The sequence below is a fragment of the Nonomuraea sp. NPDC004354 genome, from assembly GCF_053602555.1.
In genome coordinates this window covers 515,757-537,447 of the sequence record NZ_JBSGDV010000003.1, presented here as the reverse complement: position 1 = coordinate 537,447, position 21,691 = coordinate 515,757, and the positions used below count along the sequence as shown (strand labels likewise).

At 69.5% G+C, this 21,691-nt stretch carries 23 protein-coding genes and 1 other RNA gene; 9 read left to right on the top strand and 15 right to left on the bottom strand.

Annotation, left to right across the window (positions count from 1 at the left end; all coding sequences use genetic code 11):
• Positions 1-77: 77 nt before the first annotated feature.
• From ACWENQ_RS13225 to ACWENQ_RS13215, 3 genes are read right to left on the bottom strand one after another with little or no spacing between them, the layout of a single operon-like run.
• The gene (locus tag ACWENQ_RS13225) at positions 78-1,250 is read right to left on the bottom strand and encodes a M20 family metallopeptidase (protein ID WP_452414263.1); all 1,173 of its coding nucleotides are present in this window, start codon (positions 1,248-1,250) and stop codon (positions 78-80) included.
• Entirely contained in the window at positions 1,247-2,260 is a 1,014-nt protein-coding gene (locus tag ACWENQ_RS13220) for a dipeptidase (RefSeq protein ID WP_452414261.1), read from the bottom strand. Before ACWENQ_RS13220 ends, ACWENQ_RS13225 begins: the two co-directional genes overlap by 4 nt.
• Positions 2,257-3,690 (bottom strand): flavin-containing monooxygenase, encoded by a 1,434-nt coding sequence (locus ACWENQ_RS13215; protein ID WP_452414260.1) that lies wholly within the window; start codon positions 3,688-3,690, stop codon positions 2,257-2,259. Before ACWENQ_RS13215 ends, ACWENQ_RS13220 begins: the two co-directional genes overlap by 4 nt.
• An 85-nt stretch (positions 3,691-3,775) precedes the next feature.
• On the opposite strand from ACWENQ_RS13215, the gene ACWENQ_RS13210 reads away from it, so the two are divergent.
• The 4 genes from ACWENQ_RS13210 (at position 3,776) to rnpB (ending at position 7,729) form a co-directional block, all read left to right on the top strand.
• On the top strand, positions 3,776-4,576 hold the full coding sequence (locus ACWENQ_RS13210) for a Nif3-like dinuclear metal center hexameric protein (protein ID WP_449924573.1): 801 nt from the start codon (positions 3,776-3,778) through the stop codon (positions 4,574-4,576).
• Between the two features lie 2 nt (positions 4,577-4,578).
• On the top strand, positions 4,579-5,319 hold the full coding sequence (locus ACWENQ_RS13205) for a zinc ribbon domain-containing protein (protein WP_449924570.1): 741 nt from the start codon (positions 4,579-4,581) through the stop codon (positions 5,317-5,319).
• A 41-nt stretch (positions 5,320-5,360) separates the two neighbouring features.
• A complete protein-coding gene (locus ACWENQ_RS13200; RefSeq protein WP_452414259.1) occupies positions 5,361-6,701 on the top strand; it encodes a bifunctional RNase H/acid phosphatase in 1,341 nt (446 codons plus the stop codon).
• A gap of 630 nt (positions 6,702-7,331) precedes the next feature.
• Positions 7,332-7,729, top strand: an RNA gene (gene rnpB, locus ACWENQ_RS13195) — RNase P RNA component class A.
• A gap of 54 nt (positions 7,730-7,783) precedes the next feature.
• Here the strand turns inward: rnpB and ACWENQ_RS13190 are convergent.
• Genes ACWENQ_RS13190 through ACWENQ_RS13180 form a run of 3 tightly spaced genes read right to left on the bottom strand, consistent with a single transcriptional unit; the run spans position 7,784 to position 9,116 of the window.
• A complete protein-coding gene (locus ACWENQ_RS13190) occupies positions 7,784-8,386 on the bottom strand; it encodes a site-specific integrase (RefSeq protein ID WP_449924937.1) in 603 nt (200 codons plus the stop codon).
• Positions 8,387-8,400: 14 nt separating this feature from the next.
• Positions 8,401-8,937 carry a tyrosine-type recombinase/integrase gene (locus ACWENQ_RS13185; protein ID WP_452414258.1) on the bottom strand — a complete coding sequence of 179 codons (537 nt, stop codon included), beginning with the start codon at positions 8,935-8,937 and terminating at the stop codon, positions 8,401-8,403.
• Positions 8,934-9,116, bottom strand: coding sequence for a helix-turn-helix transcriptional regulator (locus ACWENQ_RS13180; RefSeq protein WP_449924561.1), 183 nt, complete (start codon positions 9,114-9,116; stop codon positions 8,934-8,936). The genes ACWENQ_RS13185 and ACWENQ_RS13180 overlap by 4 nt, the downstream gene beginning before the upstream one ends.
• Positions 9,117-9,231: 115 nt before the next feature.
• Here ACWENQ_RS13180 and ACWENQ_RS13175 point away from each other — a divergent pair, with 115 nt between their 5' ends.
• From ACWENQ_RS13175 to ACWENQ_RS13165, 3 genes are read left to right on the top strand one after another with little or no spacing between them, the layout of a single operon-like run.
• Positions 9,232-10,119 (top strand): hypothetical protein, encoded by an 888-nt coding sequence (locus ACWENQ_RS13175; protein WP_452414257.1) that lies wholly within the window; start codon positions 9,232-9,234, stop codon positions 10,117-10,119.
• A gap of 10 nt (positions 10,120-10,129) precedes the next feature.
• Entirely contained in the window at positions 10,130-10,660 is a 531-nt protein-coding gene (locus ACWENQ_RS13170) for a GNAT family N-acetyltransferase (RefSeq protein ID WP_452414255.1), read from the top strand.
• A 16-nt stretch (positions 10,661-10,676) separates the two neighbouring features.
• Entirely contained in the window at positions 10,677-11,621 is a 945-nt protein-coding gene (locus ACWENQ_RS13165; RefSeq protein WP_452414254.1) for a toll/interleukin-1 receptor domain-containing protein, read from the top strand.
• A 718-nt stretch (positions 11,622-12,339) separates the two neighbouring features.
• On the opposite strand, the gene ACWENQ_RS13160 is transcribed toward ACWENQ_RS13165, so the two are convergent.
• The 4 genes from ACWENQ_RS13160 to ACWENQ_RS13145 form a co-directional block, all read right to left on the bottom strand.
• Positions 12,340-12,480, bottom strand: a complete 141-nt coding sequence (locus ACWENQ_RS13160) for a hypothetical protein (RefSeq protein WP_449924550.1) — start codon at positions 12,478-12,480, stop codon at positions 12,340-12,342.
• A 145-nt stretch (positions 12,481-12,625) separates the two neighbouring features.
• A complete protein-coding gene (locus ACWENQ_RS13155) occupies positions 12,626-13,027 on the bottom strand; it encodes a carboxymuconolactone decarboxylase family protein (protein ID WP_449924547.1) in 402 nt (133 codons plus the stop codon).
• A gap of 7 nt (positions 13,028-13,034) precedes the next feature.
• Entirely contained in the window at positions 13,035-13,364 is a 330-nt protein-coding gene (locus ACWENQ_RS13150; RefSeq protein ID WP_452414253.1) for a cytochrome P450, read from the bottom strand.
• Between the two features lie 96 nt (positions 13,365-13,460).
• Complete coding sequence (locus ACWENQ_RS13145) at positions 13,461-13,739, bottom strand: hypothetical protein (RefSeq protein WP_452414252.1); 279 nt, start codon at positions 13,737-13,739, stop codon at positions 13,461-13,463.
• Positions 13,740-13,792: 53 nt separating this feature from the next.
• On the opposite strand from ACWENQ_RS13145, the gene ACWENQ_RS13140 reads away from it, so the two are divergent.
• On the top strand, positions 13,793-14,176 hold the full coding sequence (locus ACWENQ_RS13140) for a hypothetical protein (RefSeq protein ID WP_452414251.1): 384 nt from the start codon (positions 13,793-13,795) through the stop codon (positions 14,174-14,176).
• A 152-nt stretch (positions 14,177-14,328) separates the two neighbouring features.
• Here ACWENQ_RS13140 and ACWENQ_RS13135 read toward each other — a convergent pair whose 3' ends face one another.
• A complete protein-coding gene (locus ACWENQ_RS13135; RefSeq protein ID WP_452414250.1) occupies positions 14,329-14,862 on the bottom strand; it encodes a hypothetical protein in 534 nt (177 codons plus the stop codon).
• A 432-nt stretch (positions 14,863-15,294) separates the two neighbouring features.
• Here ACWENQ_RS13135 and ACWENQ_RS13130 point away from each other — a divergent pair, with 432 nt between their 5' ends.
• Positions 15,295-16,038: a GNAT family N-acetyltransferase gene (locus ACWENQ_RS13130; RefSeq protein ID WP_452414249.1), complete on the top strand. Its 744-nt coding sequence runs from the start codon at positions 15,295-15,297 to the stop codon at positions 16,036-16,038.
• 81 nt (positions 16,039-16,119) lie between these two features.
• On the opposite strand, the gene ACWENQ_RS13125 is transcribed toward ACWENQ_RS13130, so the two are convergent.
• The 4 genes from ACWENQ_RS13125 to ACWENQ_RS13110 form a co-directional block, all read right to left on the bottom strand.
• On the bottom strand, positions 16,120-17,127 hold the full coding sequence (locus ACWENQ_RS13125; RefSeq protein ID WP_452414248.1) for an NAD-dependent epimerase/dehydratase family protein: 1,008 nt from the start codon (positions 17,125-17,127) through the stop codon (positions 16,120-16,122).
• A 63-nt stretch (positions 17,128-17,190) separates the two neighbouring features.
• Positions 17,191-19,362: a bifunctional SulP family inorganic anion transporter/carbonic anhydrase gene (locus ACWENQ_RS13120; protein WP_449924534.1), complete on the bottom strand. Its 2,172-nt coding sequence runs from the start codon at positions 19,360-19,362 to the stop codon at positions 17,191-17,193.
• A gap of 100 nt (positions 19,363-19,462) precedes the next feature.
• A complete protein-coding gene (locus ACWENQ_RS13115) occupies positions 19,463-20,932 on the bottom strand; it encodes a hypothetical protein (RefSeq protein WP_452414246.1) in 1,470 nt (489 codons plus the stop codon).
• A gap of 183 nt (positions 20,933-21,115) precedes the next feature.
• Positions 21,116-21,679, bottom strand: coding sequence for a YbhB/YbcL family Raf kinase inhibitor-like protein (locus ACWENQ_RS13110; RefSeq protein ID WP_452414245.1), 564 nt, complete (start codon positions 21,677-21,679; stop codon positions 21,116-21,118).
• Positions 21,680-21,691: the final 12 nt, after the last annotated feature.

Below are 21,691 nucleotides of genomic sequence, written 5' to 3'. Positions count from 1 at the left end.
GTGTTGCGGGAGGGGTGTCGCGGCGGGGTGTTGCGGGCGGGGCGCCGCGGCAGCGGCGCCCCGCGCGGCCTCCGGGGTCAGGCGGCCAGCACCGCGCGGACCAGCGCCCTGAGCAGCTCCATCCGGCGCGGCAGCTCCGCCACCACGACGTGCTCGTGGTCCGCGTGCGCTCCACCGCCGACCGCGCCGAGCCCGTCGAGCGTCGGCACGCCCAGGCCGGCGGTGAAGTTCCCGTCCGAGGCGCCGCCCACCGAGGCCGACGTCAGCGCCCCGAGCCCCAGCTCCTCCGCCAGCCGCTGCGCCAGCGCGAACAGCCGGGCCGACTGCGCCGCCTCCATCGGCGGCCGGTTCGGCCCGCCGCGCACCTCCAGCCGGATGCCCTCCAGCCGCGGCGACAGCGCCCGCATGAGCGTGTCCACCTTGGCCTGGGCGGCCAGGGTCGGCACCCGCACGTCCACCCCGACGTGCGCCAGGGCGGGCACCGTGTTCACGGTGGTCCCACCGGACAGGACCGTCGGCGTCACCGTCGTTCCCGCGACCGGCCCGCCGGAGCCTGCCGGCGCCGCCGCGTCCCCGGAGCCGCCCGGACCGCCCGGACCGCCCGGGCCGGCCGGGCCGCCCGGCTCGTCCGAGTCCACCACCGCCGCCATCCCCGCGATCGTGAGGATCTGGTGGGCGAGCTCGATCCCCGCGTTGGCCCCCTTCCACGGCTCCAGCCCGGCGTGCGCCGCCTTGCCGTGCACGGTGAGCGTGTAGTCGGAGGTGCCCTTGCGGGCGGTCTTGAGCGCGCCGCCGTCCGCGCTGGCCTCCAGCACGAACGCGGCCGCGAGACCGCGCGCGGAGTCCTCGATCAGCGCGCGCGAGGTGATGGAGCCGGCCTCCTCGTCACCCGTCACCAGCACGCTGACGCCGTCGAGCGTCTCCAGCCCGGCCAGCGCGTGGAACATCTGCACCAGCCCCGCCTTCATGTCGAAGACGCCGGGGCCGCGCGCGATGCCGTCCACCACCGACCACGGGTGGGTGGCCAGCGTGCCGATCGGCCAGACGGTGTCGTGGTGCCCGAGCAGCAGCACCTTCGGCTCGCCGAAGGTCCACCGCAGGTGCGTGACACCGTCGACGACGATCGTCTCCGGCTGCGCGCCCAGGTGGCGCGCGCCCATCGCCGCGACGACCTTCGCGCTGCGCGCCACCGCCTCCAGGTCGCTGGAGAAGGACTCGCAGCCGACCAGTTCCTCCAGATCCTCGATCACGCCAGCGCCTTTCCGAAGAACCGGTGCACGTTCCCGCCGACGATCTTGTGCACGTCGGCCTCCGGCAGCCCCCGCGCCAGCAGCCCCTCGGTGACCAGCGGCAGGCCGCGGGGTCCCTCGAGCCCCGGTACGGCGGCGGCGACGTCGAGACCGGTGGAGGTGACGCTCTCGCAGCACGGAGGCGTGAGGTCGCGCCTGACCTCGTCCATGAAGTCGGGCCCGAGGCCCACGTGGTCGATCCCCACGACGCCCGCGATGTGCTCGATGTGGTCGAGCACGTGGTCGAGCGTGGCCTCGCGGGCGTTCTCGGTGAGGAAGGCGGCCAGGAAGTTCACGCAGACCACGCCGCCGGTCCCGGCCACGCCCCTGAGCTGCTCGTCGGTCAGGTTGCGGTGGTGGTCGCGCAGGGCGCGCGCCGAGGAGTGGGTCGCCATCACCGGCTTGGTCGCCAGCTCCAGCACGTGCGCGACGCCCGAGGCGCCCAGGTGGGAGACGTCGAACAGGATGCCCAGCCGCTCCATCTCCTTCAGCGCCTCGACGCCGTGGGAGGTGAGGCCGCTGCCGGTGGCGTCCTCGCCGCTGCCGTCGGCCAGCGGGGTGCGGCCCCAGTGCGCGATCGAGGCGATCCGCACGCCGAGGCGGTGCATCGTCGGGATCAGCTCCACGCTGGCGTCGATGCCGGGCATGCTCTCCATCGCCAGCACCAGCGCGATCCTGCCGGCGTCGATGGCCGCGTCGATCTGCGCGGCGTCCGTGCACAGCGCGACCTCGTCGGGGTTGCCCTCGGCGATCACGTGCGCGCACTCGATCATGCGCAACGTCTGCCTGAGTGATCCCTCCGGACGGTACTCCGAGGAGATGAACACCGGCAGGACCTGGAGGTTCACCCGGCCGGCGTGCAGCTGGGGAAGCCATTGGGCGCGGAAGAAGTTCGCCCACCGGTCGGGCGGTCTCGCCGAGACCGCCATGAGGAGATCGTTGTGCGTGTCAGCCACCACATGCGACGTCATGCCGATGACGTTATCCGGTAGGCGTCGAGCGGCGGGAGAGCGGTGAGCCTGCGGTACAGGCCCGCGCGTCCCGGCCAGTTGTTGACGACGCGCCCGTCGGCGGTCTTGTACCAGCTCTGGCAGCCGCCGCCCCACACCATCCGCTCCATCGCCGCCGCCAGCTGCCGCCGCCAGGCCGCCATGGCCTCGGGCCTGACCTCCATCGGCCCGTTCCTCTCCAGGTACGGCAGGCACGCCATGACGTGCCGCACCTGGCACTCGATCATGAAGACGATGGAGTTGTGGCCGAGGTTGGTGTTCGGCCCGTAGACCAGGAACAGGTTGGGGAAGTTCGGCACCGCGATGCCGAGATACGCCTCGGCGCCGTCCTTCCACTGGTCGGTCAGCGACACCCCGCCCAGCCCGGTGAACGCGATCGGCTGCAGGAACTCGGTGGTGCGGAAGCCCGTGGCGTAGATGATCGTGTCGGCCGCGCGCACGCCCTCGGTGGTCTGCACCCCCTCCGGCGTGACCCTGACGATCGGGTCCGTGACGACCTCCACGTTGGGCCGGGTGAGCGCCGGGTAGAACGCGCTGTCGATGACCACCCGCTTGCAGCCGACCGGGAAGCGGGGGGTGAGCTTGGCCCGCAGGACCGGATCGGCGACCTGGGCGTGCAGGTGGCCGAGCGCCCGCTTCCTCAGCAGGCCGGCGCTCCAGCCGCGGGCGAGGGCGGGGTAGAGGGTGCCCTCGGCGTACCGGTAGATCCACTCGCGGTAGGCCCGCCGCAGGCCGGGGACCAGGCGCAGGGCGAGCCGCGCCGCCGGCCCGAACGTCGGGTCGGGCTTGGGGATGACCCAGTTGGGGGTGCGCTGGAAGACGTCGAGACGGGCGGCCAGCGGCTGGATGCGGGGGATGAACTGCGCGGCGGACGAGCCGTTGCCGATCACCGCCACCCGGCGGCCGGTCAGGTCGTGGTCGTGGTTCCAGCGGGCGCTGTGGAAGGCGACGCCCGCGAAGCTCTCCCGTCCAGGGATCGGCGGATACGCGGGACGGGTCAGCTGGCCCACGCACGACACCACGACGTCGAACTCCTCGCTCCCCTCACCCGTGGTGACCCGCCAGCGCCGCCCGTCGAAGTCCGCCGCGACGACCTCGGCGCCGAAGCGGATCTTCGGCCGGACGCCGTACTTGTCGGCGCACCGGTCCAGGTAGGCGAGGATCTCCGGCTGCCCGGGGTAGCGGCGCGTCCAGCTCGCGTCCTTCTCGAACGAGTACGAATACAGCTGGGAGGGGATGTCGCAGCCCGCTCCCGGATAGGTGTTGTCGCGCCACGTGCCGCCGAGGCCGTCCGCCTTCTCGAAGACCGTGTAGGAGCCGATGCCCGCCTGCTCGAGCCTGATCGCCATGCACAGCCCGCCGAACCCCGCACCGATGATCGCGACCCTCATGCGCCCCTCCACAGATGTCAGGATCCACTTACGTTAGGCGGCGCTCGCTCACGTGTCGAGGTGGCCGAACCGGTAGTCTGCGCAGGTGACGCTGGCTGATGTGATCAACGTGTTCGAGGCCGCCTATCCGCCTGGCAGGGCCGAGTCGTGGGACGCCGTGGGCCTGGTCTGCGGAGACCCCGACCAGGCGGTGCGGCGGGTGCTGTTCGCGGTCGATCCCGTGCCCGTCGTGGCCGAGGAGGCGCTCGACTGGGGCGCCGACCTGATCGTCGTCCACCACCCGCTCTACCTGCGCGGCACCACCAGCGTCGCCGCGACCACCTACAAGGGCAGGCTGATCCACGACCTGATCCGCAACGACGTCGCCCTCTACACCGCCCACACCAACGCCGACGTCGCCAACCCCGGCGTCTCAGACGCCCTGGCCCGCGCCGTCGGCCTGGTCGGCGACCTGGTGCCGCTGCAGCCGTTCCCCGACGACCCCTGGCGCGGCCTCGGCCGCGTCGGCGACCTGCCCCGCACGATGACGCTCGGCGCGTTCGCCGAGCAGGCCGCTGCCGGGCTGCCGAAGACCTCGTGGGGCCTGCGCGTCGCGGGCGACCCGTCCAGGCCCGTCACGCGCGTGGCCGTCAGCGGCGGGTCAGGAGACTCCCTCCTCGGTACGGCACGCGCCGCCGGCGTCGACGTCTTCCTCACCGCCGACCTGCGTCACCACCCCGCCAGCGAGTTCGTCGAGGCCGGCGGTCCCGCCCTGATCGACGCCGCCCACTGGGCCACCGAGTGGCCATGGCTCGACAGCGCGGCGTCCATCCTGAGCTCCAGTGGCGTTAACGTTGAGACGCGCGTCTCCGCCACGGTCACCGATGCTTGGACAAAAGGATATTGATCATGAAAGCAGCCCCTGCCGCTCAGAAGCGACTGCTCGACCTGGCCGAGCTTGACTCCGCTGCCGACCGCCTGGCGCACCGCCGCCGTACCCTGCCCGAGCTGGCCGAGATCGACGAGCAGTCGAAGCAGCTGGCCCAGCTGGCCACCCAGGTGATCGCCGCCGAGACCGAGGCCGGTGACCTGTCCCGCGAGCAGACCAAGGCGGAAAGCGACGTCGAGACCGTGCGCACCCGCGCCGACCGCGACCAGAAGCGCCTCGACTCCGGCATGGTCACCTCGCCCAAGGACCTGTCCAGCCTGCAGTCCGAGATCGCCTCGCTGCACCGCCGCCAGGGCGACCTCGAGGAGGTCGTCCTGGAGATCATGGAGCGCCGCGAGGCCGCCGACTCCAAGGTCACCGACCTGATCGCCAGGCGCGACGAAATCGCGACCACCAGGGCCGCCGCCGAGGACCGCCGCGACGCCGCCCTGGCCGAGATCGACAAGGAGACGGCCGACGTCGAGGGCCGCCGCGCGGGCGTGCTCCCCGACATCCCCGCCGACCTGCTCGCCCTGTACGAGAAGCTGCGCGGCCAGTACGGCGTGGGCGCCGCGATGCTGCACGGCGGCCGCTGCATGGGATGCAAGGTGACGCTGTCGATCGCCGACATGAACCGCATCAAGGCCGCCCCCCACGACGAGGTGCTGCGCTGCGAGGAATGCCGCCGCATCCTCGTCCGCACCCCCGAGTCCGGCATCTGACCCAGGCCGCCGAACCGGCCGGCAGCGATCAAGGAGCTTCCATGAGCACGACCCCGTACCTCGTCGAGGCCGACGGCGGGTCGAGAGGCAATCCCGGCCCCGCCGGCTACGGGGCCGTCGTGATGGACGCCCGCGACCGCCAGGTCCTCGCCGAGCGGGCCGAGGCGATCGGCGTCACCACCAACAACGTCGCCGAGTACCGCGGCCTGGTCGCGGGGCTCGCCGCCGTGCTCGACCTCGGCGGTGAAGGCGCCGAGGTCGAGGTCCGTATGGACTCCAAGCTCGTCATCGAGCAGATGGCCGGCCGCTGGAAGATCAAGAACGAGGGGCTCAGGCCGCTCGCCCTCGAGGCGCAGGGCCTGGCCAGGCGGCTGCGGATCACCGGGTGGACGTGGATCCCCCGCGAGCGCAACAAGCACGCCGACCGGCTGGCCAACGAGGCGATGGACGCCGCGGCCAAGGGACTGGCGTGGCAGGCGGGCGGCACCGCCGTACCGGAGGCGGGCGGGCGCGGTGCTCCGGCGGCCGGCTCGCGCGGCGCCTCGGAGCCGGGCTCGCGGGAGGCTGCCGGGGCGGGCTCGCCGGGCGGTCGCGCGATCCCCGAGACCGGGGGCGTGCCGGAGACGCCGCCCGCGGGGGCCGGACGGGAGGCACCCTCGGCGCCGAAGACCGGCGGGCAGACCGACCTGCTCGACCTGTCGGCGCCGACCGCCTCGCTGGTCACCCGGCAGGCCGCCAAGGGCACCGGCTGGGGCCCCGCCACCAGGGTCGCCACCTCGCTCCTCCTGCTGCGCCACGGCGAGACCCCGCTGTCGGCCGAACGCCGCTTCTCGGGGCTCGGCGACGCCGAACTCACCGCGAACGGCCTGGCCCAGGCCAGCGCCGCCGCGCGCAGGCTGGCGGCGCCGCCGTACCGGATCGACGTGATCGTCAGCTCCCCGCTCAAGCGGGCCCGCCAGACCGCCGAGATGGTGGCGCGGCTCGTCGGCGTGGACGTCGAGGTGGACGAAGGCCTCAGGGAGACCGATTTCGGCGCCTGGGAGGGGCGCACCTTCACCGAGATCCAACGCGAGTGGCCGGACGAGCTGGCCGCCTGGCTGGCCGACCCCGCCGTCACGCCACCCAGGGGGGAGAGCTTCACCCAGGTCGCCCGACGCGTCGAGGCGACCAGGGACCGGCTGGTCGAGCAGTACGAAGGCAAGACCGTGCTGGTCGTCTCCCACGTCACGCCGATCAAGACGCTCCTCAGGCTCGCGCTGCTCGCGCCGCCCGAGGCGCTGTACCGCATGCATCTCGACGTGGCGTGCCTGTCCCTGATCGACTTCTACGCCGACGGGCCCGCCGTCGTGAAGGCGTTCAACGACATCAGCCACTTGCACTGACCCCCCCACCTGCCGACACGCTGTCTTCGGGCGGTCCCTCGGCCTGCTGGGCAGTGCCGCGGCCCACAGCCCCGCGGGTTGCGCCTCGGACCGCTGCCGCCAGGTAGCGCCTCGGACCGCTGTCTTCGGGCGGACCTCGGCCCGTCGGCTGCAGAACGGGGTCCAGACAGAACCCCGGTCCACCGGACCAAGGGCAGAACCCCGGCCCACCGGACCAAGGGCAGAACGCCTGCGCCGGGGCCGCGCCGGGTCCCCGCTCCCGTGGCCCTGGAACCGGGCGGAACCCCGCCCGCCGTTCCCACCCCGCCCGCCATGCCCTGGGAGAACACCCGCCTGCGGACGCGGCAGGCCGGCGAGCCAGGAGGGCCCGGGTCAGGTTCGCCCGCTCCGTGGGTCGGCCGGCACGAGGGAGCCCGCGCCCTCGGGAACCGCCCAGGCATCCCAGGAGCGTGTGGGCCGAGGCGTGACCGTCGTCCGGTCACGGCCCGGTCGGGCCGGATGCCGCGAGGTTTCACCCGGCACGACCGAGCCGTGGGCACCGTCCCCCTCAGACGATGACCACCCCAGGACATCACGGGACTCTTGCGGATGGATTGGAGGTGGCTGGGAGTTTGATAACCTCCCTGCAGACGAGCCGGCCGGGCGACCGCGTCGAGCCCCTTCGCGGGGCTCGCCGAGGAAGGTCCGGGCTCCGCAGGGCAGGGTGGTCGGTAACCCCGACCCGGGGTGACCCGCGGGACAGTGCCACAGAGAGCAGACCGCCTCCCGGACATCCGGGAGGTAAGGGTGAAAGGGTGGTGTAAGAGACCACCAGCGCTCGCGGTGACGTGAGCGGCTAGGTAAACCCCACCCGGAGCAAGGTCAAGAAGGGACGCCCCAGCAGGAGCGTCCCGCGCGCGGCGTTCGAGGACTGCCCGTCCGAGTCGCGCGGGTAGACCGCTTGAGACCGCCGGCAACGGCGGTCCTAGATGGATGGTCGCCCCTTCGTTCGCGAAGGACAGAACCCGGCCTACAGGCCGGCTCGTCTCTCTCCGCTTCTCTGACCAGGGGCGGAGCTGTGTCTAGACCCTGCCAGTGCACATTCAGTGCACACGGAACGCAGACCGGAAGGCCATGTCCAGCGCCGTCCGGGCCCGCCCGGAAGCTTCCGGAACGAGATGGCCGTAGAGATCCACAGTCGTTGTGATCGACTCGTGGCCGAGCCACTTGGAGACCTCGGAGATCGGAACGCCAGCGGCGAGGGCAGTGCTCGCGTAGGTGTGGCGGAGGTCATGAAACGTGGTGTCGGGCATCAGGCCCGCCAACTTGATCGCGGGCTTCCAGATCTTGGCATTGAAGTAGTCGCGGCGAATCAGGTTGTCCCGCAGCGCAGTACGAAACACGATGTCGGACGGGTCGTATGTCGCGATGTGCTTGGCTAGTGCCTCGGCCACGAAGTCGGGCATGGGCACGTCTCGAACCGACGCCGGGCTCTTCGGAGTGCCCAGCACGGCGCGACTCTTGATCACGACGACCTGTTGATCGACTCGGATCATGCCCGCCTCGAAGTCGATCCGATCCTTGGCCAGCCCGAACGCCTCGCCCTGACGGAGACCGGCACCGGCGCCGACAAGAACCAGGGCGGCGTACTCCTTGGCCATGGCCTCATAGAGGGAGACCACCTGATCAGGGGAGAGGAGGTGGATCGTGGTCTTGCTGGCTACGGCAAGCGGATGTCAATGCAGGGAGACTTGCGGATCAGCTCATCTCGTACGGCTCCGCGCATGATGCTCGCGAAAATCGTGTAAATGGTCTCGATCGTCCGAGGAGCGAGACCGGTCTGTTGGAGGACCTTCACCCAGTGCTGAACGGCGGTCGGGCGAATCGAGACCAGCCCGAGTGCGCCGAAGGTCGGGTAGATGTGGTTGCGAAGCGCATGCTCGTAACGCTCGATGGTCCCGGCCTTATGCAGCCGCGCAGCCATCCAGTTGGGGGCGTACTGATCGAATCGAGTCTGGCCGAGCCGGGGATCGATCCAGTCACCCCGCGACTGGTCCGCCTTCCTGGTCGCCTCGAAGCGGTCAGCATCGGCCTTGCGCTCGAAGCTCCGGGCGCGTTGCTCGCCACCCTCATCTCGATAGCGAACCAGCCATCGGTCACCCTTGCCATGCTCCTTGGTCGGCACTTTGCGATGTTCTGAACACCTCGGCTCGCCGGGCTCGGGCCGAGACTTGTGCCATCGGTCAGTGACCGTCATGACTGCTCCCGGACCCAGGCGAGCACGTCAGCGGGGAGATAGCGGAGATGCTTGCCGATACGGCGGCCAGGGGGCCCGAGCCCGCGTGTGCGCCATTGGTAGAGCGTGCCGAGGGGGACACCTAAGAACTCGGCGACCTCCCTCGAAGTCCACAGGCGATCTTCAGTGTGTACGGCCATGCGGATACCTCTTTCTGCCTGGATCAGGCCGTGCAGGCGATCTCTTCTCGGGCCACGTGGGCGTACTCGCGAGCCTTGGCCGCAGCAGATCCACGAGGATGTTCACGAACTGGCGATGGCCTATCCACAGCGCCCGCTTTCCGAGATCCTCGGCGACCTGGTCAGCGTCCAAGACGTGATCTTCACTCTGTTGGAGCAGCGTCAGCGTCCCGACCAGGCCAAGCACCTCTACTTCCTGGCAGGGGTGAACGGCGGGCTGCTGGCCAAGGCATCACACGACCTTGCCGACCCACACGCGGCCATGACCCAGGCGCGGACGGCGTTCATGTGCGCCGACCACTCCGATCACGACGGTTTGCGAGCCTGGATTCGCGGCCTACAGTCGTTCGTGGCGTACTGGGCCAAGCGGCACAACGAGGCGATCCGGTACGCGCAGCAGGGCACGGAGTTCGCGGCACGCTCGCGGAACACCTCGATGGTCTGGCTCGCGATGAACGAGGCCCGGAGTTGGGCCGCGCTCGGCAACCCGATCAACACCACGGCAGCTATCCAACGGGCCGAGGACGCTTGGGACCAGGTCCAGCCGGACGAGATGGACGAGCTCGGAGGCATCGCCACTTTCAGCCGGGCGCGTCAGCTCTACTACGCGGCCGATGCTCTCGCCTGGCTTCCATCAGAGGCCGAGCAAGCCGAGAGCTACTCGACTCAGGCCGTAGCCGAATACAGCGACGCCAGCCGACCTGAGTGGGCGTTCGGCGACCAGGCCGGTTCGCATTCCGACCTTGCCATCGCACGCATCCAACGTGGTGAGGTCGAAGGAGCCGCCGAGGCCCTCACACCAGTCCTGGATCTTCCACCTGAGCAGCGCATCAATGGCATCATCAAGTCCGTTGAGCACGTCCACCAGGTGCTGTCCAAGGCGCCGGCCAGCGGCGAAGCTCGGGAGTTGCAAGAGCGCATCGAGTTCTTCACGCGCTCCCCGATGAAGGCTCTGCCGATGTAGCCTCCGGATCATGCATCCGGTTCGCTTGGTCGGCAAGAAGGTCATCCTCCGCGAGTTCCGCCCTGACGACGTTGACGGCGCGTTCCGCATCGTTGGCGATCCTCGCGTGACTGACTGGCTCTCATTCGATACCCGCACCCGTGATCAGGCTGCTGACATGGTGGCGGGTATCGTCACGCGTGCCAAGGAAGAGCCACGCACTGAGTACTATCTCGCGGTCACCAAGCACGACGCGGAAGAGTTGATCGGCTTTGCGCGCCTCGGGCTAAGCGGTGTCCAAGCGGCAAAGCTCGGCTTCGCCATCGTGGCTGAGGAATGGGGCTGTGGCTTTGCCACAGACGCAGCACGAACTTTGATCGCCTTCGGTTTTGAAAGCCTTAACTTGCATCGGATCAGCGCAGCAATCGGTCCCAAAAACTCGACGTCGATGCTTCTTGTCACGAAACTCGGTTTCGTACCCGAGGGGCGAATTCGTGATCACGTATTTACCAATGGCCAGTGGCGGGACAGCATCCTCTACAGCATGCTTAACCCGCTATAGAAGAAGGTGAGGCCTTATGGCATCAAACCCGAAGCCTTCATACGATGAGCCTCAGCGAGAGTTTGCTCTAGAGCTGTTCATCTCTCACGCTTCCGAGGATAAAGAGCTCCTTGTTCGCCCCCTTGCCGAATTCCTGCGACGCTTAGGCGTTAGTGTTTGGTATGACGAGTTTACCCTCAAGTTGGGGGACAGTCTATATGACTCCATCAATCGAGGAATCGCCACTTCGAAATATGGTTTGGTGGTAATCAGTCCCCACTTCCTTGAGAAGGGGTGGACGGATTTCGAGTTAAAAGGATTGAATGTTCGTCAAGTAAGTGAGCGTAGCAAGGTAATCCTGCCTCTTTGGCATGGGGTTACAGGAGATCAGATCAGGGCCAAGTCTCCCACGCTTGCTGATACGGTGGCGATCACAACCGGCGGCAAGTCGATTCAGGATATCGCCGAATCTATTATCGTCGCAATTCGGCCAGACCTCGAAAATCGTCTTTCTCTGTATCGGGCCTTGAGGCGCTCGGAGGGTGAGAGGATTAATGTTCCATTGAGTGCCCTCGCCCCCGCTCCGCTGCCCAAAATAATCACTACCGAGGGAGATGTTATAGTTCGCTGTGCTCTGGTGGTTAATGCGCTTAGTGATGCGGCTAGAGAGTTGGTCGAGGACCTGCCAACTTTCATTGGTGATCTTTATAGGGATGCTAATCCGGAAACGGAGCTGCGAATCTGGGAGGCAATTGCTGCAGCATACTTGCAGGTGGCCAACTGGGCTCGTTTGGATAGCGCCCAGCGTAACTCCTTGGCTCGCATGCTACTACAGGAATCCATGGGGCTTTCCTCGGAAGAAAGTCGTTCTCCGCTTTCGGTAAGAGTGATTTCTTTCGCGCTGGATAGACTTGGATTCTATATGGATATGCAGCGTCGTGGCACTGTCCAGCTGGATTCTAGGCCTCAATCGGAAGAATAATGTTCGGCGGACCTCTGTAGGCTCAAAACGGAGAAATCGCGCATGCGATATCTCTGGGACATCTCCCGCTGTGAGTACTTTCTTTACTGCTTCAAGGGCGCGCTACCGCGCGCCGCCGAGCTGATCGCCATGTGTGGGTAGGCGCGTCCTCGTGCGAACGGGCTGACCATCGGAGCGCACGCGCGCCATGCGGAAGACCGGGCAAGCGCGGCAGCTGTGGCCAAGTGGGGCGCGGTCGCCGGCCCCCGCTTACGCCTTGACGGCGACGCGGCGCCGGCACCGCGCGAGGCCGCACCCGCGCATCGGTCCACACGGGCCGCGCGCCGTAACGCCGTTCGGTGGCTGGGCGCTGTACGCCGGGGGCCGACCCGCTCCGGGCTCGCCGCCTCACCGAATTGTTGCGGAGCCGGATCAGATGGGGAAGATCTCCCAGGGGATCAGGGCCACGCTCCGCGCGGTGAGGCCAGCGGCCTCACCGATGATCAAGTTTAACGATCCCCTGGAAGATCTTCCCCATCAGATCCTGCGCCACCGCAACAATTCGTCAACCCGGCGCACCCTCCACGGGATCGACCCTGCGTAGGTGCCCCTGGAAGAGTGCACAATCCGTGCACATCGCATCCGAAGATCTTGTGAATCACTGACAAGCAACGGCAGCGTCTTGCCTGGTCAACACCCCGGTCCGGCGCAAACCAGCAGGTCACGATCACGGCGAATTTCAACCCGGCCTACAGGCCCGCTCGTCACACACCCCTCTGACCGGGGCGTCGTAGGCCTGCGCGGTGGCCCGCAGGCAGGAGGGGAACAGGCAGGAGGAGAACAGGTAGGAGGGGAACAGGTAGGAGGGGGAATCGGTCACGGTGGACGATGGCGGCGCGCGCCGGCGGCCCGCGATGAGCGGGCCGCCGCCTTCCCGCCGCGTCATCCCGGCGCGTCACCGCGTTGGGTCTCCCCGTCGGGTCTCGGGGATCACCCCGTCGGGGCCCCGTTGGCCCTGGGCGGGCTTACGGCCCGGCCGGGGGGACGGGCAGCAGGCCGCGCTCGGCGAAGACCTGCTTGGCGATCGAGGTGGCGACCAGCGCCCGCGGCATCCCGCAGTAGACGGCCGCCTGCAGCAGGGCCTCGGTGATCTGGTCCGGGGTCAGTCCCGCGTTGAGCGCGATCCTGAGGTGCATCTTGAGCTGCGGCTCGCAGTTCCCCAGCGTGGTGAGGATGCCCAGGATGACGAGCTGGCGGTCGCGCGGCGGCAGCGCGGGCCGGTCGTAGATCTCGCCGAAGGCCCAGGAGATCACCTGGTCGGCGAGGTCAGGCGAGATGTCGTCGAGGGCGGCGGTGAGGTGCGCGCGGGCGGTGCCGTCCAGGCGGTCCAGGATGGCTTCGCCGTGCTTGCGGCGTTCTGTCGTCATGTCTTCCTCACCAGCGGACGTGGAGGCTGTCGGGGTGCCGGTAGCGCCAGCCGTGGAAGGCGGGCGGCCGGTCCGCGTCGGCCCGCAGGCCGGGCAGGCGTTCCAGCAGTACCTCCAGGCTGATGCGGACGATCTCGGGCACGAAGTCGATGGCCAGGCAGCGGTGCCGGGCGTAGCCCAGCGAGACGTGCGGGTGCAGCGGCCGGTAGAGGTCGAAGCGGTCGGGGTCGTCGAACACGCTCTCGTCGCGGTTGGCGGAGGCGACGATGGCCGCGACCGGCGCGCCCGCCGGCAGCGTCACCCCGGCCAGCGTGACCTCGCCGGGCGCCGAGCGCATGAGTTTTGCAAGGGGACGGTGACCGTCCGTGATGACGGAACGTCCCCGTGACCTGGCTCGTGTGTCAGGGCGGACGGCATGCGCCGAGCAGAGACCTCAGGCGGTGAGACCCACCTCCTCCCGGCCGAACTCGATCACGATGTACCTGCCGTTGGCGTAGCTGACCACAGGGCGCTGGAGCAGGTCACCAATCCTGCGGGCGACCCCCTGGAACAGCTCCACCAGCTCCGGAGTGTCGGCGCTCACCCGGAACCGGCCGCCGGCGGCGAGCTGCTCGGCGACGAGGGGCACGAAGTTCGCCTCGGCGCGGACCTTCTCCTCCGCGCTGAGAGGGGTGCGCCGGGGCGCGGGCTGCGTGCCGGGAGGGTGGGCCATCACTGATCTCTGATCAGGCAGGGCAGGCATACGCTGCGCGGCATACTGGGGCTGTGCATCCGGACGAGGCAGAGGTCTTGGCCAAGACCAACTGGAGGCTCATGCGTGAGGCGCTGGGCCATCTCAGCCTGTCAGCCTCGGAGCAGATCGAATGGATTGAAGCGGTGGGGTGTTGCTCGGATGAGCTCGCCCTTGATTTTGATGCCGCCTCCCTACCGTCGTGGTTGTCGCGGGAGGCCGGATGGGTCAGCGACGAGCTGGCCGAGCGCTTCGATGCAATCGACCGGCGTCTATCCGATCTATCAGATGAGGGGCCACATCCTTGGAGTGCTGAGGGGTTGCGGAGCCATCCGACCTGGGAGCGGGTACGGAGTCTGGCCCGAGACTCCCTGGATCGCATGCCTCCCGAACCGTGGATCAGCAGCTCAGCCACATGATCGCCGTGCCATTAGCGTGCCATTAACCCCGGTGTCGAGGGGTCAGCCACGGTCACTCACGACCGGCCGGGGAGTGGCGCTGACCAGGTAACCCAGGGTCCAGAGCACGTCATAGCCGCAATTCCCAAGCTGACGGCGTGGGTCCGATCGCGTCAGGCTTCAGGCCTCAGAAGGTGCTGGAAGGCTCCATCTGTATTTTTCAGCACGGCCGGGTCGTGTAGTGGCGCTGGCCATATCTGAAGGTAGTGATCATCTACCCAGCAGCGCTCTTCCTCGATTCCTCTGATGTGATACCGCAAGCGGTACGTACCGGGGCCAGAAAGCAGCAGGGAAAGGTCGTGTGCCTTTTCATCGTCCCAGTCCATGAGCCATCCCACCAGGAAGACTTCGCCCGACGGGGCCTCAAAACTGATCTCCACGATGTCCTCATAGCCATCGAGGTCAGCACCTGGATCCCGGTCGGCTGCGGTCACCGTAAACGGAATCTCCCCCCACTGCGTGGCGATGTTCAGACTCACGAGGCCTCTCTCCTCTAATTTCATGAGCCCAATGGAGTGAGCCCGTGAGTCGTTTGACCCGTCTGTGGCTTTATAGTCCCCTCGATCCATGAGATAGACCTGACCACAGTCCTCCACCTCCACGTCCATCCGCCTCGTACGCACGACAGAAGATCCGTCTCTACTCATGGGCGGGAAGCATAGAGTCCGTCCACGACAATTTCAGCTGCCGGAGCAGCGCAACCAGCCTGCCCATGAGCGATGGACAACAGCAGCTTCCGTGCCAGATGCGTGCCAGAAACGAGCGGGTGTCTCACGGGGACTCACGGTCAATCGGTCTTCCCTGACCTGCGTCTCGGTATCCCAGCTCAGCACAGCAAGATCAGTAGCCGGTTCCCAAGCTGATGATGCGGCTACGCCAGGTCACGCCTGGCCATGGTGAGTCTCCTCGGTGATGTTTCCAATCCAGGAACGTAGCTGATGGAGAACCCGTGATCGCGGGCCTCTCAGGATGCCACAAGGGCGCCGAGGGGCGGCATGTCACCCAGATCCCGGAGGCGGCCGTCGGGCCGGCCGATCCGGTCGCCGTAGGTCAGTGCACGCTCTTGTAGGGTCCCTTCCATGACCATCACCGACCTGGCCGAGCTCCGCCTGGCCACCACGAACGCCACGGCGTTGTGGAAGGCGCTGGCCGGCGCGCGTGGCCACGACGTGGTCGAGCGGCCCGGCTTCGTCGCCGTGGCCGGCGACGAGCGGGCGGGGTTGCGGATCATCCTGCAGTCCTCCTCGCCCGACGCGTCCGACGTCGCCGAGCTGACCGCGCTGGCCGAGGGCTGGACCCGCGGCCCCGCGCTGGTCGAGGACTCCTACGGCGTCGTCGACATGACCGCGATCGGGCTGACCCCGCGCCGGATGCCCGTCATGATCCGCAGACCCGGTACGGCCCTGCCGCCCCCGGCCGTCGAGATCGTCAGGGTGGAGCGTGCGGAGCAGCTGGAGACGGCCGAGCGGATCGTCGTCGAGGGCTTCCCGCTGTCCCGTTTCCAGCCGCACCTCGCCGGCCAGGCCTTCCCGGCGGCGCTGCTGGGCCACGAGGGCGTCGATCTTTTCGTCGCGGAGAAGGACGGCGAGCCCGCGGGGGCGTGCGTGACGGTCGCCGACGGCACGGTGGGCGGGCTGTACTGGGTGACCACCCTGCCCGGCTTCCGCTCGCTCGGCATCGGGCGGGCGCTGATGCACGCGGTGCTCGGCGGCCTGCTGAAGGACCTGCCGGTCACGCTGACGGCGGCCAGCGCGGGCAAGCCGCTCTACGACTCGCTCGGCTTCACCACCGTCACGCAGTCGACCTGGTGGTCGTCCCCTTGACCCGCACCCGCTGACCAGCCCCGCGACCGCCCGGCCGGGCCGGGATGTCCCCCGGCCCGGGGCGCGGCGTGCGGTCGTCCGCTAGCGTGCCGCCCAGGCGGCCAGGATCGCCGCCTCCTTCTCGGGCGCGATGCCGTGGACGTTCCTCCGGCCGAACACCCGCTCGGCGACCGGGATCTCCCGCAGCCACTCCCAGGTGTCGCGGACCGTCTCGGCCACGCTACGGCAGCGCAGCCCCGCCGCCTCCGCCTTCGCCGTGGAGATCGTCCAGAAGTTGGCCGTCTCGGGAGTGCGCGGCGCCCAGAGCGGCAGCTCCATCCAGGCACCGGCCTCGTGGTCGAGGAGGAACTGGTCGTCCACCCACACGAACTCCGCGTCGGAGCCGGTGGCCTGCCTGCACAGCTCCAGCCACTCGCCGTAGGTGGTGTTGCCCGCCGGCCCGGTGACCATGAAGCGGTCGCGGACGCCCTTCTCCGCCTGGTCGAGGGTGAAGATCGCGATGTCGCGGGCGTCGATGAGCTGCATGGCCACCGAGGGGTCGCCGGGAGCCAGCACCTGGCCCCCGCGCTCGATCCTGGTCAGCCACCACGGCAGCCGGGCGACGTTCTCGTGCGGGCCGAGGATGAGCCCGGGCTGGATGATCAGTGTGTTGCCGTCGAAGCCCTGCTCGACCGCGCGCTCGCAGCCCGCCTTGAGCACGCCGTAGTCGCCGTCGTCGGGACCGGCGTCGGGCGCGCAGTCCAACAGCCCTGACTCGTCGGTCGCCGGCTCGGCCGGGAAGCCGCGCACGGCCGACACCGTCGAGACGAAGGCGTAGGTGCCGGCGTGGCCGGACAGCAGCCGCGCCGACTGCCCGGCCACGCGCGGCACGAACGCCGAGGTGTCCACGACGATGTCCCACTGCCGCCCGTCCACCAGGCGTTCGAGGTCCGCCGCCGACTCCCTGTCGCCGCGGACGGCCTCCACGCCAGGCACGTCAGGGTAGCTCTGCCCCCTGTTGAAGGTCGTGACCTCGTGACCGCGCCCGAGCGCCTCGGACACGATCGCGCGGCCGAGGAACGCTGAACCTCCGATGACCAGAACTCTCATACGAGCATTCTTCGGGTACGGCACGCGATTCACGCCGCGGCTTCACCGAGAGCGTAGGCGGGCTCACGAGACGGCTTCCTCCTCACCGGCCGGCACGGGCACCTCGGGGGAGGGCAGGATGTGCACCCTGGCCGAGGCGATGTCGAAGTAGAGCCCCACCAGCTCCAGCGACCCGGCGGCCACCTGCTCGGCGACCTTCCGGTGCGTGCGCAGGTTCTCCAGCTGCTGCGTCACGTTCACCCTGCACAGCCGGTCCAGCGGCCCGCTGTCGCTGCCGTCGCTGTCGCCGAGGATGAACCGGGCCAGGCTGTGGTTGCCGTGCCGCAGCCACCGCCGCAGCCCGGGCAGGCTGCCCGCCTTCTCCCCGCCCGACAGCAGCCCGGCCATCGCCCCGCACCCCGAATGGCCGCACACCGTGATCGTCCGCACGCCCAGCACCTGCGTCGCGTACTCGATCGCCGCCGCCATCGAGTCGTCGTGCGGCTCGGCGCCGTACCGGGGGACCATGTTGCCGATGTTGCGCACCACGAACAGGTCGCCTGGACCGCTGGCGGTGATGAGCGTGGGCACGATGCGGGAGTCGGCGCAGGTGATGAACAGGTGCGTCGGCTGCTGCCGGCGCGCCAGCTCGGTGAAGATGGGCCGCATCTGCGGCGCCGCCCGCCGGTGGAACTCGCGCGCCCCCACGGTCAGCTCGCACTCGGCCGGACCGCCCTGCTCGGGCACCGTCGCACTCTTGCGCCTGCGGCGGTGCGCCCACGGCAGCCACCCGTGCTCGTGCGCCTTGGCCGGCGTCTTGGCAGGGAACATGCGGTGGCCGGCGGCGGCCAGGCTGTACCACTCGTCGTGCAGCTCGTCGATGTCGACGCTGCCGCCGGAGCGCTCGTGCATGAGCCGCCACGAGTGCAGCGCCTCGAAGGCGGCGTTGTCCATGAAGTCGATGTTGAGGTCGAGGTCGACGGGCACGCCCGGCGGGATGGCGCGCAGCTCGTCGGTGAGGCGCGGCACGCCGAGGAAGGTGAGCGATCCCGAGATCGTCACGTGCCGGCGCCCGTCCTGCTCCTGCCGTACGTGCGCCGAGATCCACGTCAGCCGCCGCAACGCGAGCAGGACGGCCAGCGCCAGCCCGAACAGCACCCCCTCGGCCAGGCCGAGGACGACCACGCCCGCCAGCGTGACGAGGTAGACGGGCACCTCGCCGTGGCCGTGGACCTTGCGCACATGACCCAGGTTGAACATCTGCAGGCCGATGAAGGCCAGCAGCGCCGCCAGCGCCTCCAGCGGGATCAGCCGGATGGCCCAGCCGAAGCACAGGACGAAGACCAGCACCCACACGCCGTGCAGCACGGTCGACCAGCGGCTGCGGGCGCCCGCCTGGACGTTGGTGGTGCTGCGCACGATCACGCCGGCCGTCGGCAGCCCGCCGAGCGCGCCCGAGACGATGTTGGCGATGCCCTGCCCGCGCAGCTCCCTGTCCAGGTCGGTGCGCGGGCCGTCGTGCTGGCTGTCGACGGCCACCGAGCACAGCAGCGACTCCACGCCCGCCAGCAGCGCCACCAGCAGCACCGCGGCGAGGATGCCGTGCCAGTCGCCCGCGGGCAGCACGGGGGGCACCCACTGCAGGAGGTTCTCCGGCAGGTCCACCCGGGTGACGTCCAGGCTGAACGCCGCCGCCGCGACCGAGGCGATCAGCAGCGCCGCCAGCGGTCCGGGGACCAGGCGGACCCGGCGGGGCAGCCACTTCCACACCAGCAGCACGCCGATCGTGATCAGCCCGACCGCGGCCGCGTGGTCGTGCAGGTCGGCGACCTGCGCGGGCAGCTCCAGCAGGTTGTCGACGGCCGAGGACTGCGGGCTGCCGCCCAGCACCACGTGCAGCTGCGACAGCGCGATCACCACGCCCACGCCCGCCAGCATGCCGTGGATGACGGCGGGGGAGACGGCCAGCGCCGCACGGGCCGCCTTGAACACGCCGAGCAGCAGCTGCACCACACCGGCCAGCAGCGTGATCATGCAGGTGGCCCGCCAGCCATAGGTGTGCACGAGCTCGGCCACGACCAGCGACAGGCCGGCGGCGGGCCCGCTCACCTGGACGGCCGAGCCGCCGAACAGCCCCGCCACCACGCCGCCCACGACCGCGGCGGTCAGCCCGGCGGCCAGCGGGGCGTCGGAGGCGACGGCGATGCCGAGCGACAGCGGGACCGCGACGAGGAACACCACCAGCGACGCGGGCACATCGTGTCTAAGGGCAGTCAGGCGATTACTCTGAGTGTCCACCGACAGACTGTAACTGCTGGCGGCCCGGTGAAACGCCTGTTACGAGGGGCCTTTACGATCAGCGGTAATAGTCGGGATAGTCCTGGTCTGGGGCGCGGTGGTGGTTGCCCCGGCGCCCCTGCCTGGCCGACTCGGGCTCCTCCTGGCCGTACATCTCGCCGTAGGAGGGCCAGCTGCCGCCCGCGGCGGGCTGCTCGGGCCAGGCGGCGGGCGTGGCCGGCGGCGCGTACGGGGTGGCCTGCGTCTGCGCCTGCGGCTCGTAACCGGAGGCGCGCTGCGCGCCGCCGCCCAGCACGTCGTCGTACGGCGAGACCGCGCGGCCCGGCGCGGTGGGCGTGGTGGCCGCGGGCGTCGGCCCGGTGACCAGCGCGTCGTCGTCGGGTGCGGCCCAGCCGGAGCGCACCTCGTAGGAGTTGGGGAAGGCGGCGGCGGGCTGGGTGTAGGTCTCGAACGCGGGCCACGACGAGGCGGGGGCGGCGGCGTCGAGCACGTCATGGGCGGGGGGAGCCGGCCACGAGCCGGAGTTCTGCCCCGCGGCGGGCTGCTGCCGTGCCGGCTGCTGCGCCGACTGCCAGGTCGTCTCGGCGTCGGCCGCGCCGTAGGCGGGGAACGGGTCGCTCGTCGGCGCCCCGTGAACCGGAGCGGGCGGCACCGAGGGGAAGGAGCCGCTGTTGACGGCGGGGAACGAGTTGCTGCCGAACGCGGAGAAGGAGCCGCTGTTCGGCTGCGGCTCGGGCTGCGGCGGCGGCACCGGCTTGGCGCCCGCGCCCAGGATGCTCATCACGTCGGGCGTCGGGGCGGCGAACGTCACCGTGCGCTGGTCGGCCAGGTCGGAAGTGGAGACGGCGGGGCGCGGCTCGGCCGCCGGCGCCGGCTCGACCAGGTCGGCCAGCGGCCGCTCGGCGGCGGCGGCCGCCGCGGCGGCGCGGGCAGCGGCCCTGCTCGACCGGGTGGAGCGGGCCGGCCTGGCGGCGGGCGCGGGCGGTGCGGAGGCGGCCGGAGCGGCGGGAGCGGCCGCGGCGGGCGCCGGGGGGGCGGCCGCGGCGGCGGCGGGCCGCGGCGGCAGGGGAAGCTGGACGGTCCGCTCGCCCGAGGGGTCGGCCCCCGGGCGCTCCGGCTCGACGGGCCTGCTGGCCGCCATGCGCGCCTTCACCGTGCCGCCCGCGCCGAAGCCGCCCTCGGTGGCCTCGTTGCGGATGTTGGCCCAGAACTCCTCGTCGTCGTCCTCGGCCGCGCCGTTGCCCCACTCGTCGACACCACGCCTGCCGCGCTGGCCCGTACGTACGGGTTTGGGCTGCTTCGCCTGGTCGATGGGGCTGAAGTCGGGGCTGAAGTTGGACATGCGCGGCTCGTGGGCGGCGAACTCGTCCGTCGACCGAGCCTGGGTCATCTCCTCTTTCTCGGCCATCGCCTTCAGCCGCTCCGGAGGGAGCGAGCTCTCACGCTTGTTCATCGAACGCATGCCCAGTGCCACGACTACGAGCACGAGGAGCACGACGGCGACGAGAACCAGTACGACCGCGGTCATTGCACCACCCTCAAGGCCATGGCCTGCCAGCAGCGCCGGTGAGATCGCGCGGCCATCGACGCGATCTGCCCCCTTTGATCACCAACGCACAGCGAACGGATCTGATTGTGTCGGACCACTATGAGCGTTGTCACACCCAAAGTGAAGAATTGGTAACCATCACTACCGGCAGCGTTTAGGTCATCACTCGATGTGCACCGCCGTCAGGCGCCCGCGCGCGATGGTGTGGTCGGCGATCATCTTCAGGATCTCGGGGAGGGAGGCGCCCACCGGGTCCTGCAGCCGCCCGCTCAACGCGTAGACGCTGAATCGATAGCTTCCGGTCTTCTCGCAGGGCGGCTCGTAGCCGACCTTCGTGCTGGTCACCGCCGCTTGGGCGGCCTCCTTCGGCAGGTCGGAGGCGGCGTCCTCGCCGAGCTCGGTCGTGCGGGGGTCGATGTTGTAGACCACCCAGTGCACGGCGGGGCTGGGGGAGGTGGTTTCGTCGACCACGATCGCGATCGACTTGGCACGGGAGAGCACATCGCTCGACCAGCGCAGCGGCGGGCTCTTCCGGGTGCCGTGACAGGAATATTCCGACGGCAGGGGAGTGCGGTCACGCAGTCGCGAACTGCTGACGTTGATCTCCCTGATCTCCCTCGCGGGACCGTTCAGGATGCCGCAGCCGGACACGCCGAGCGTCAGCGCGGCCACCATCCCCAAGACGGTGACGCGCCGTACGCGCGTGGACGTGTTCGCCTGCCCCATGCCGGAAGATGC

Bases quoted from the DNA above. Each gene is read 5' to 3' on its own strand.
- ACWENQ_RS13220 (WP_452414261.1), bottom strand. From the start codon at position 2,260: ATGACGTCGCATGTGGTGGCTGACACGCACAACGATCTCCTCATGGCG.
- ACWENQ_RS13215 (WP_452414260.1), bottom strand. From the start codon at position 3,690: ATGAGGGTCGCGATCATCGGTGCGGGGTTCGGCGGGCTGTGCATGGCG.
- ACWENQ_RS13205 (WP_449924570.1), top strand. From the start codon at position 4,579: ATGAAAGCAGCCCCTGCCGCTCAGAAGCGACTGCTCGACCTGGCCGAG.
- ACWENQ_RS13200 (WP_452414259.1), top strand. From the start codon at position 5,361: ATGAGCACGACCCCGTACCTCGTCGAGGCCGACGGCGGGTCGAGAGGC.
- ACWENQ_RS13185 (WP_452414258.1), bottom strand. From the start codon at position 8,937: ATGACGGTCACTGACCGATGGCACAAGTCTCGGCCCGAGCCCGGCGAG.
- ACWENQ_RS13180 (WP_449924561.1), bottom strand. From the start codon at position 9,116: ATGGCCGTACACACTGAAGATCGCCTGTGGACTTCGAGGGAGGTCGCC.
- ACWENQ_RS13175 (WP_452414257.1), top strand. From the start codon at position 9,232: ATGGCCTATCCACAGCGCCCGCTTTCCGAGATCCTCGGCGACCTGGTC.
- ACWENQ_RS13170 (WP_452414255.1), top strand. From the start codon at position 10,130: ATGCATCCGGTTCGCTTGGTCGGCAAGAAGGTCATCCTCCGCGAGTTC.
- ACWENQ_RS13165 (WP_452414254.1), top strand. From the start codon at position 10,677: ATGGCATCAAACCCGAAGCCTTCATACGATGAGCCTCAGCGAGAGTTT.
- ACWENQ_RS13155 (WP_449924547.1), bottom strand. From the start codon at position 13,027: ATGACGACAGAACGCCGCAAGCACGGCGAAGCCATCCTGGACCGCCTG.
- ACWENQ_RS13150 (WP_452414253.1), bottom strand. From the start codon at position 13,364: ATGCGCTCGGCGCCCGGCGAGGTCACGCTGGCCGGGGTGACGCTGCCG.
- ACWENQ_RS13145 (WP_452414252.1), bottom strand. From the start codon at position 13,739: ATGGCCCACCCTCCCGGCACGCAGCCCGCGCCCCGGCGCACCCCTCTC.
- ACWENQ_RS13135 (WP_452414250.1), bottom strand. From the start codon at position 14,862: ATGAGTAGAGACGGATCTTCTGTCGTGCGTACGAGGCGGATGGACGTG.
- ACWENQ_RS13130 (WP_452414249.1), top strand. From the start codon at position 15,295: ATGACCATCACCGACCTGGCCGAGCTCCGCCTGGCCACCACGAACGCC.
- ACWENQ_RS13125 (WP_452414248.1), bottom strand. From the start codon at position 17,127: ATGAGAGTTCTGGTCATCGGAGGTTCAGCGTTCCTCGGCCGCGCGATC.
- ACWENQ_RS13115 (WP_452414246.1), bottom strand. From the start codon at position 20,932: ATGACCGCGGTCGTACTGGTTCTCGTCGCCGTCGTGCTCCTCGTGCTC.
- ACWENQ_RS13110 (WP_452414245.1), bottom strand. From the start codon at position 21,679: ATGGGGCAGGCGAACACGTCCACGCGCGTACGGCGCGTCACCGTCTTG.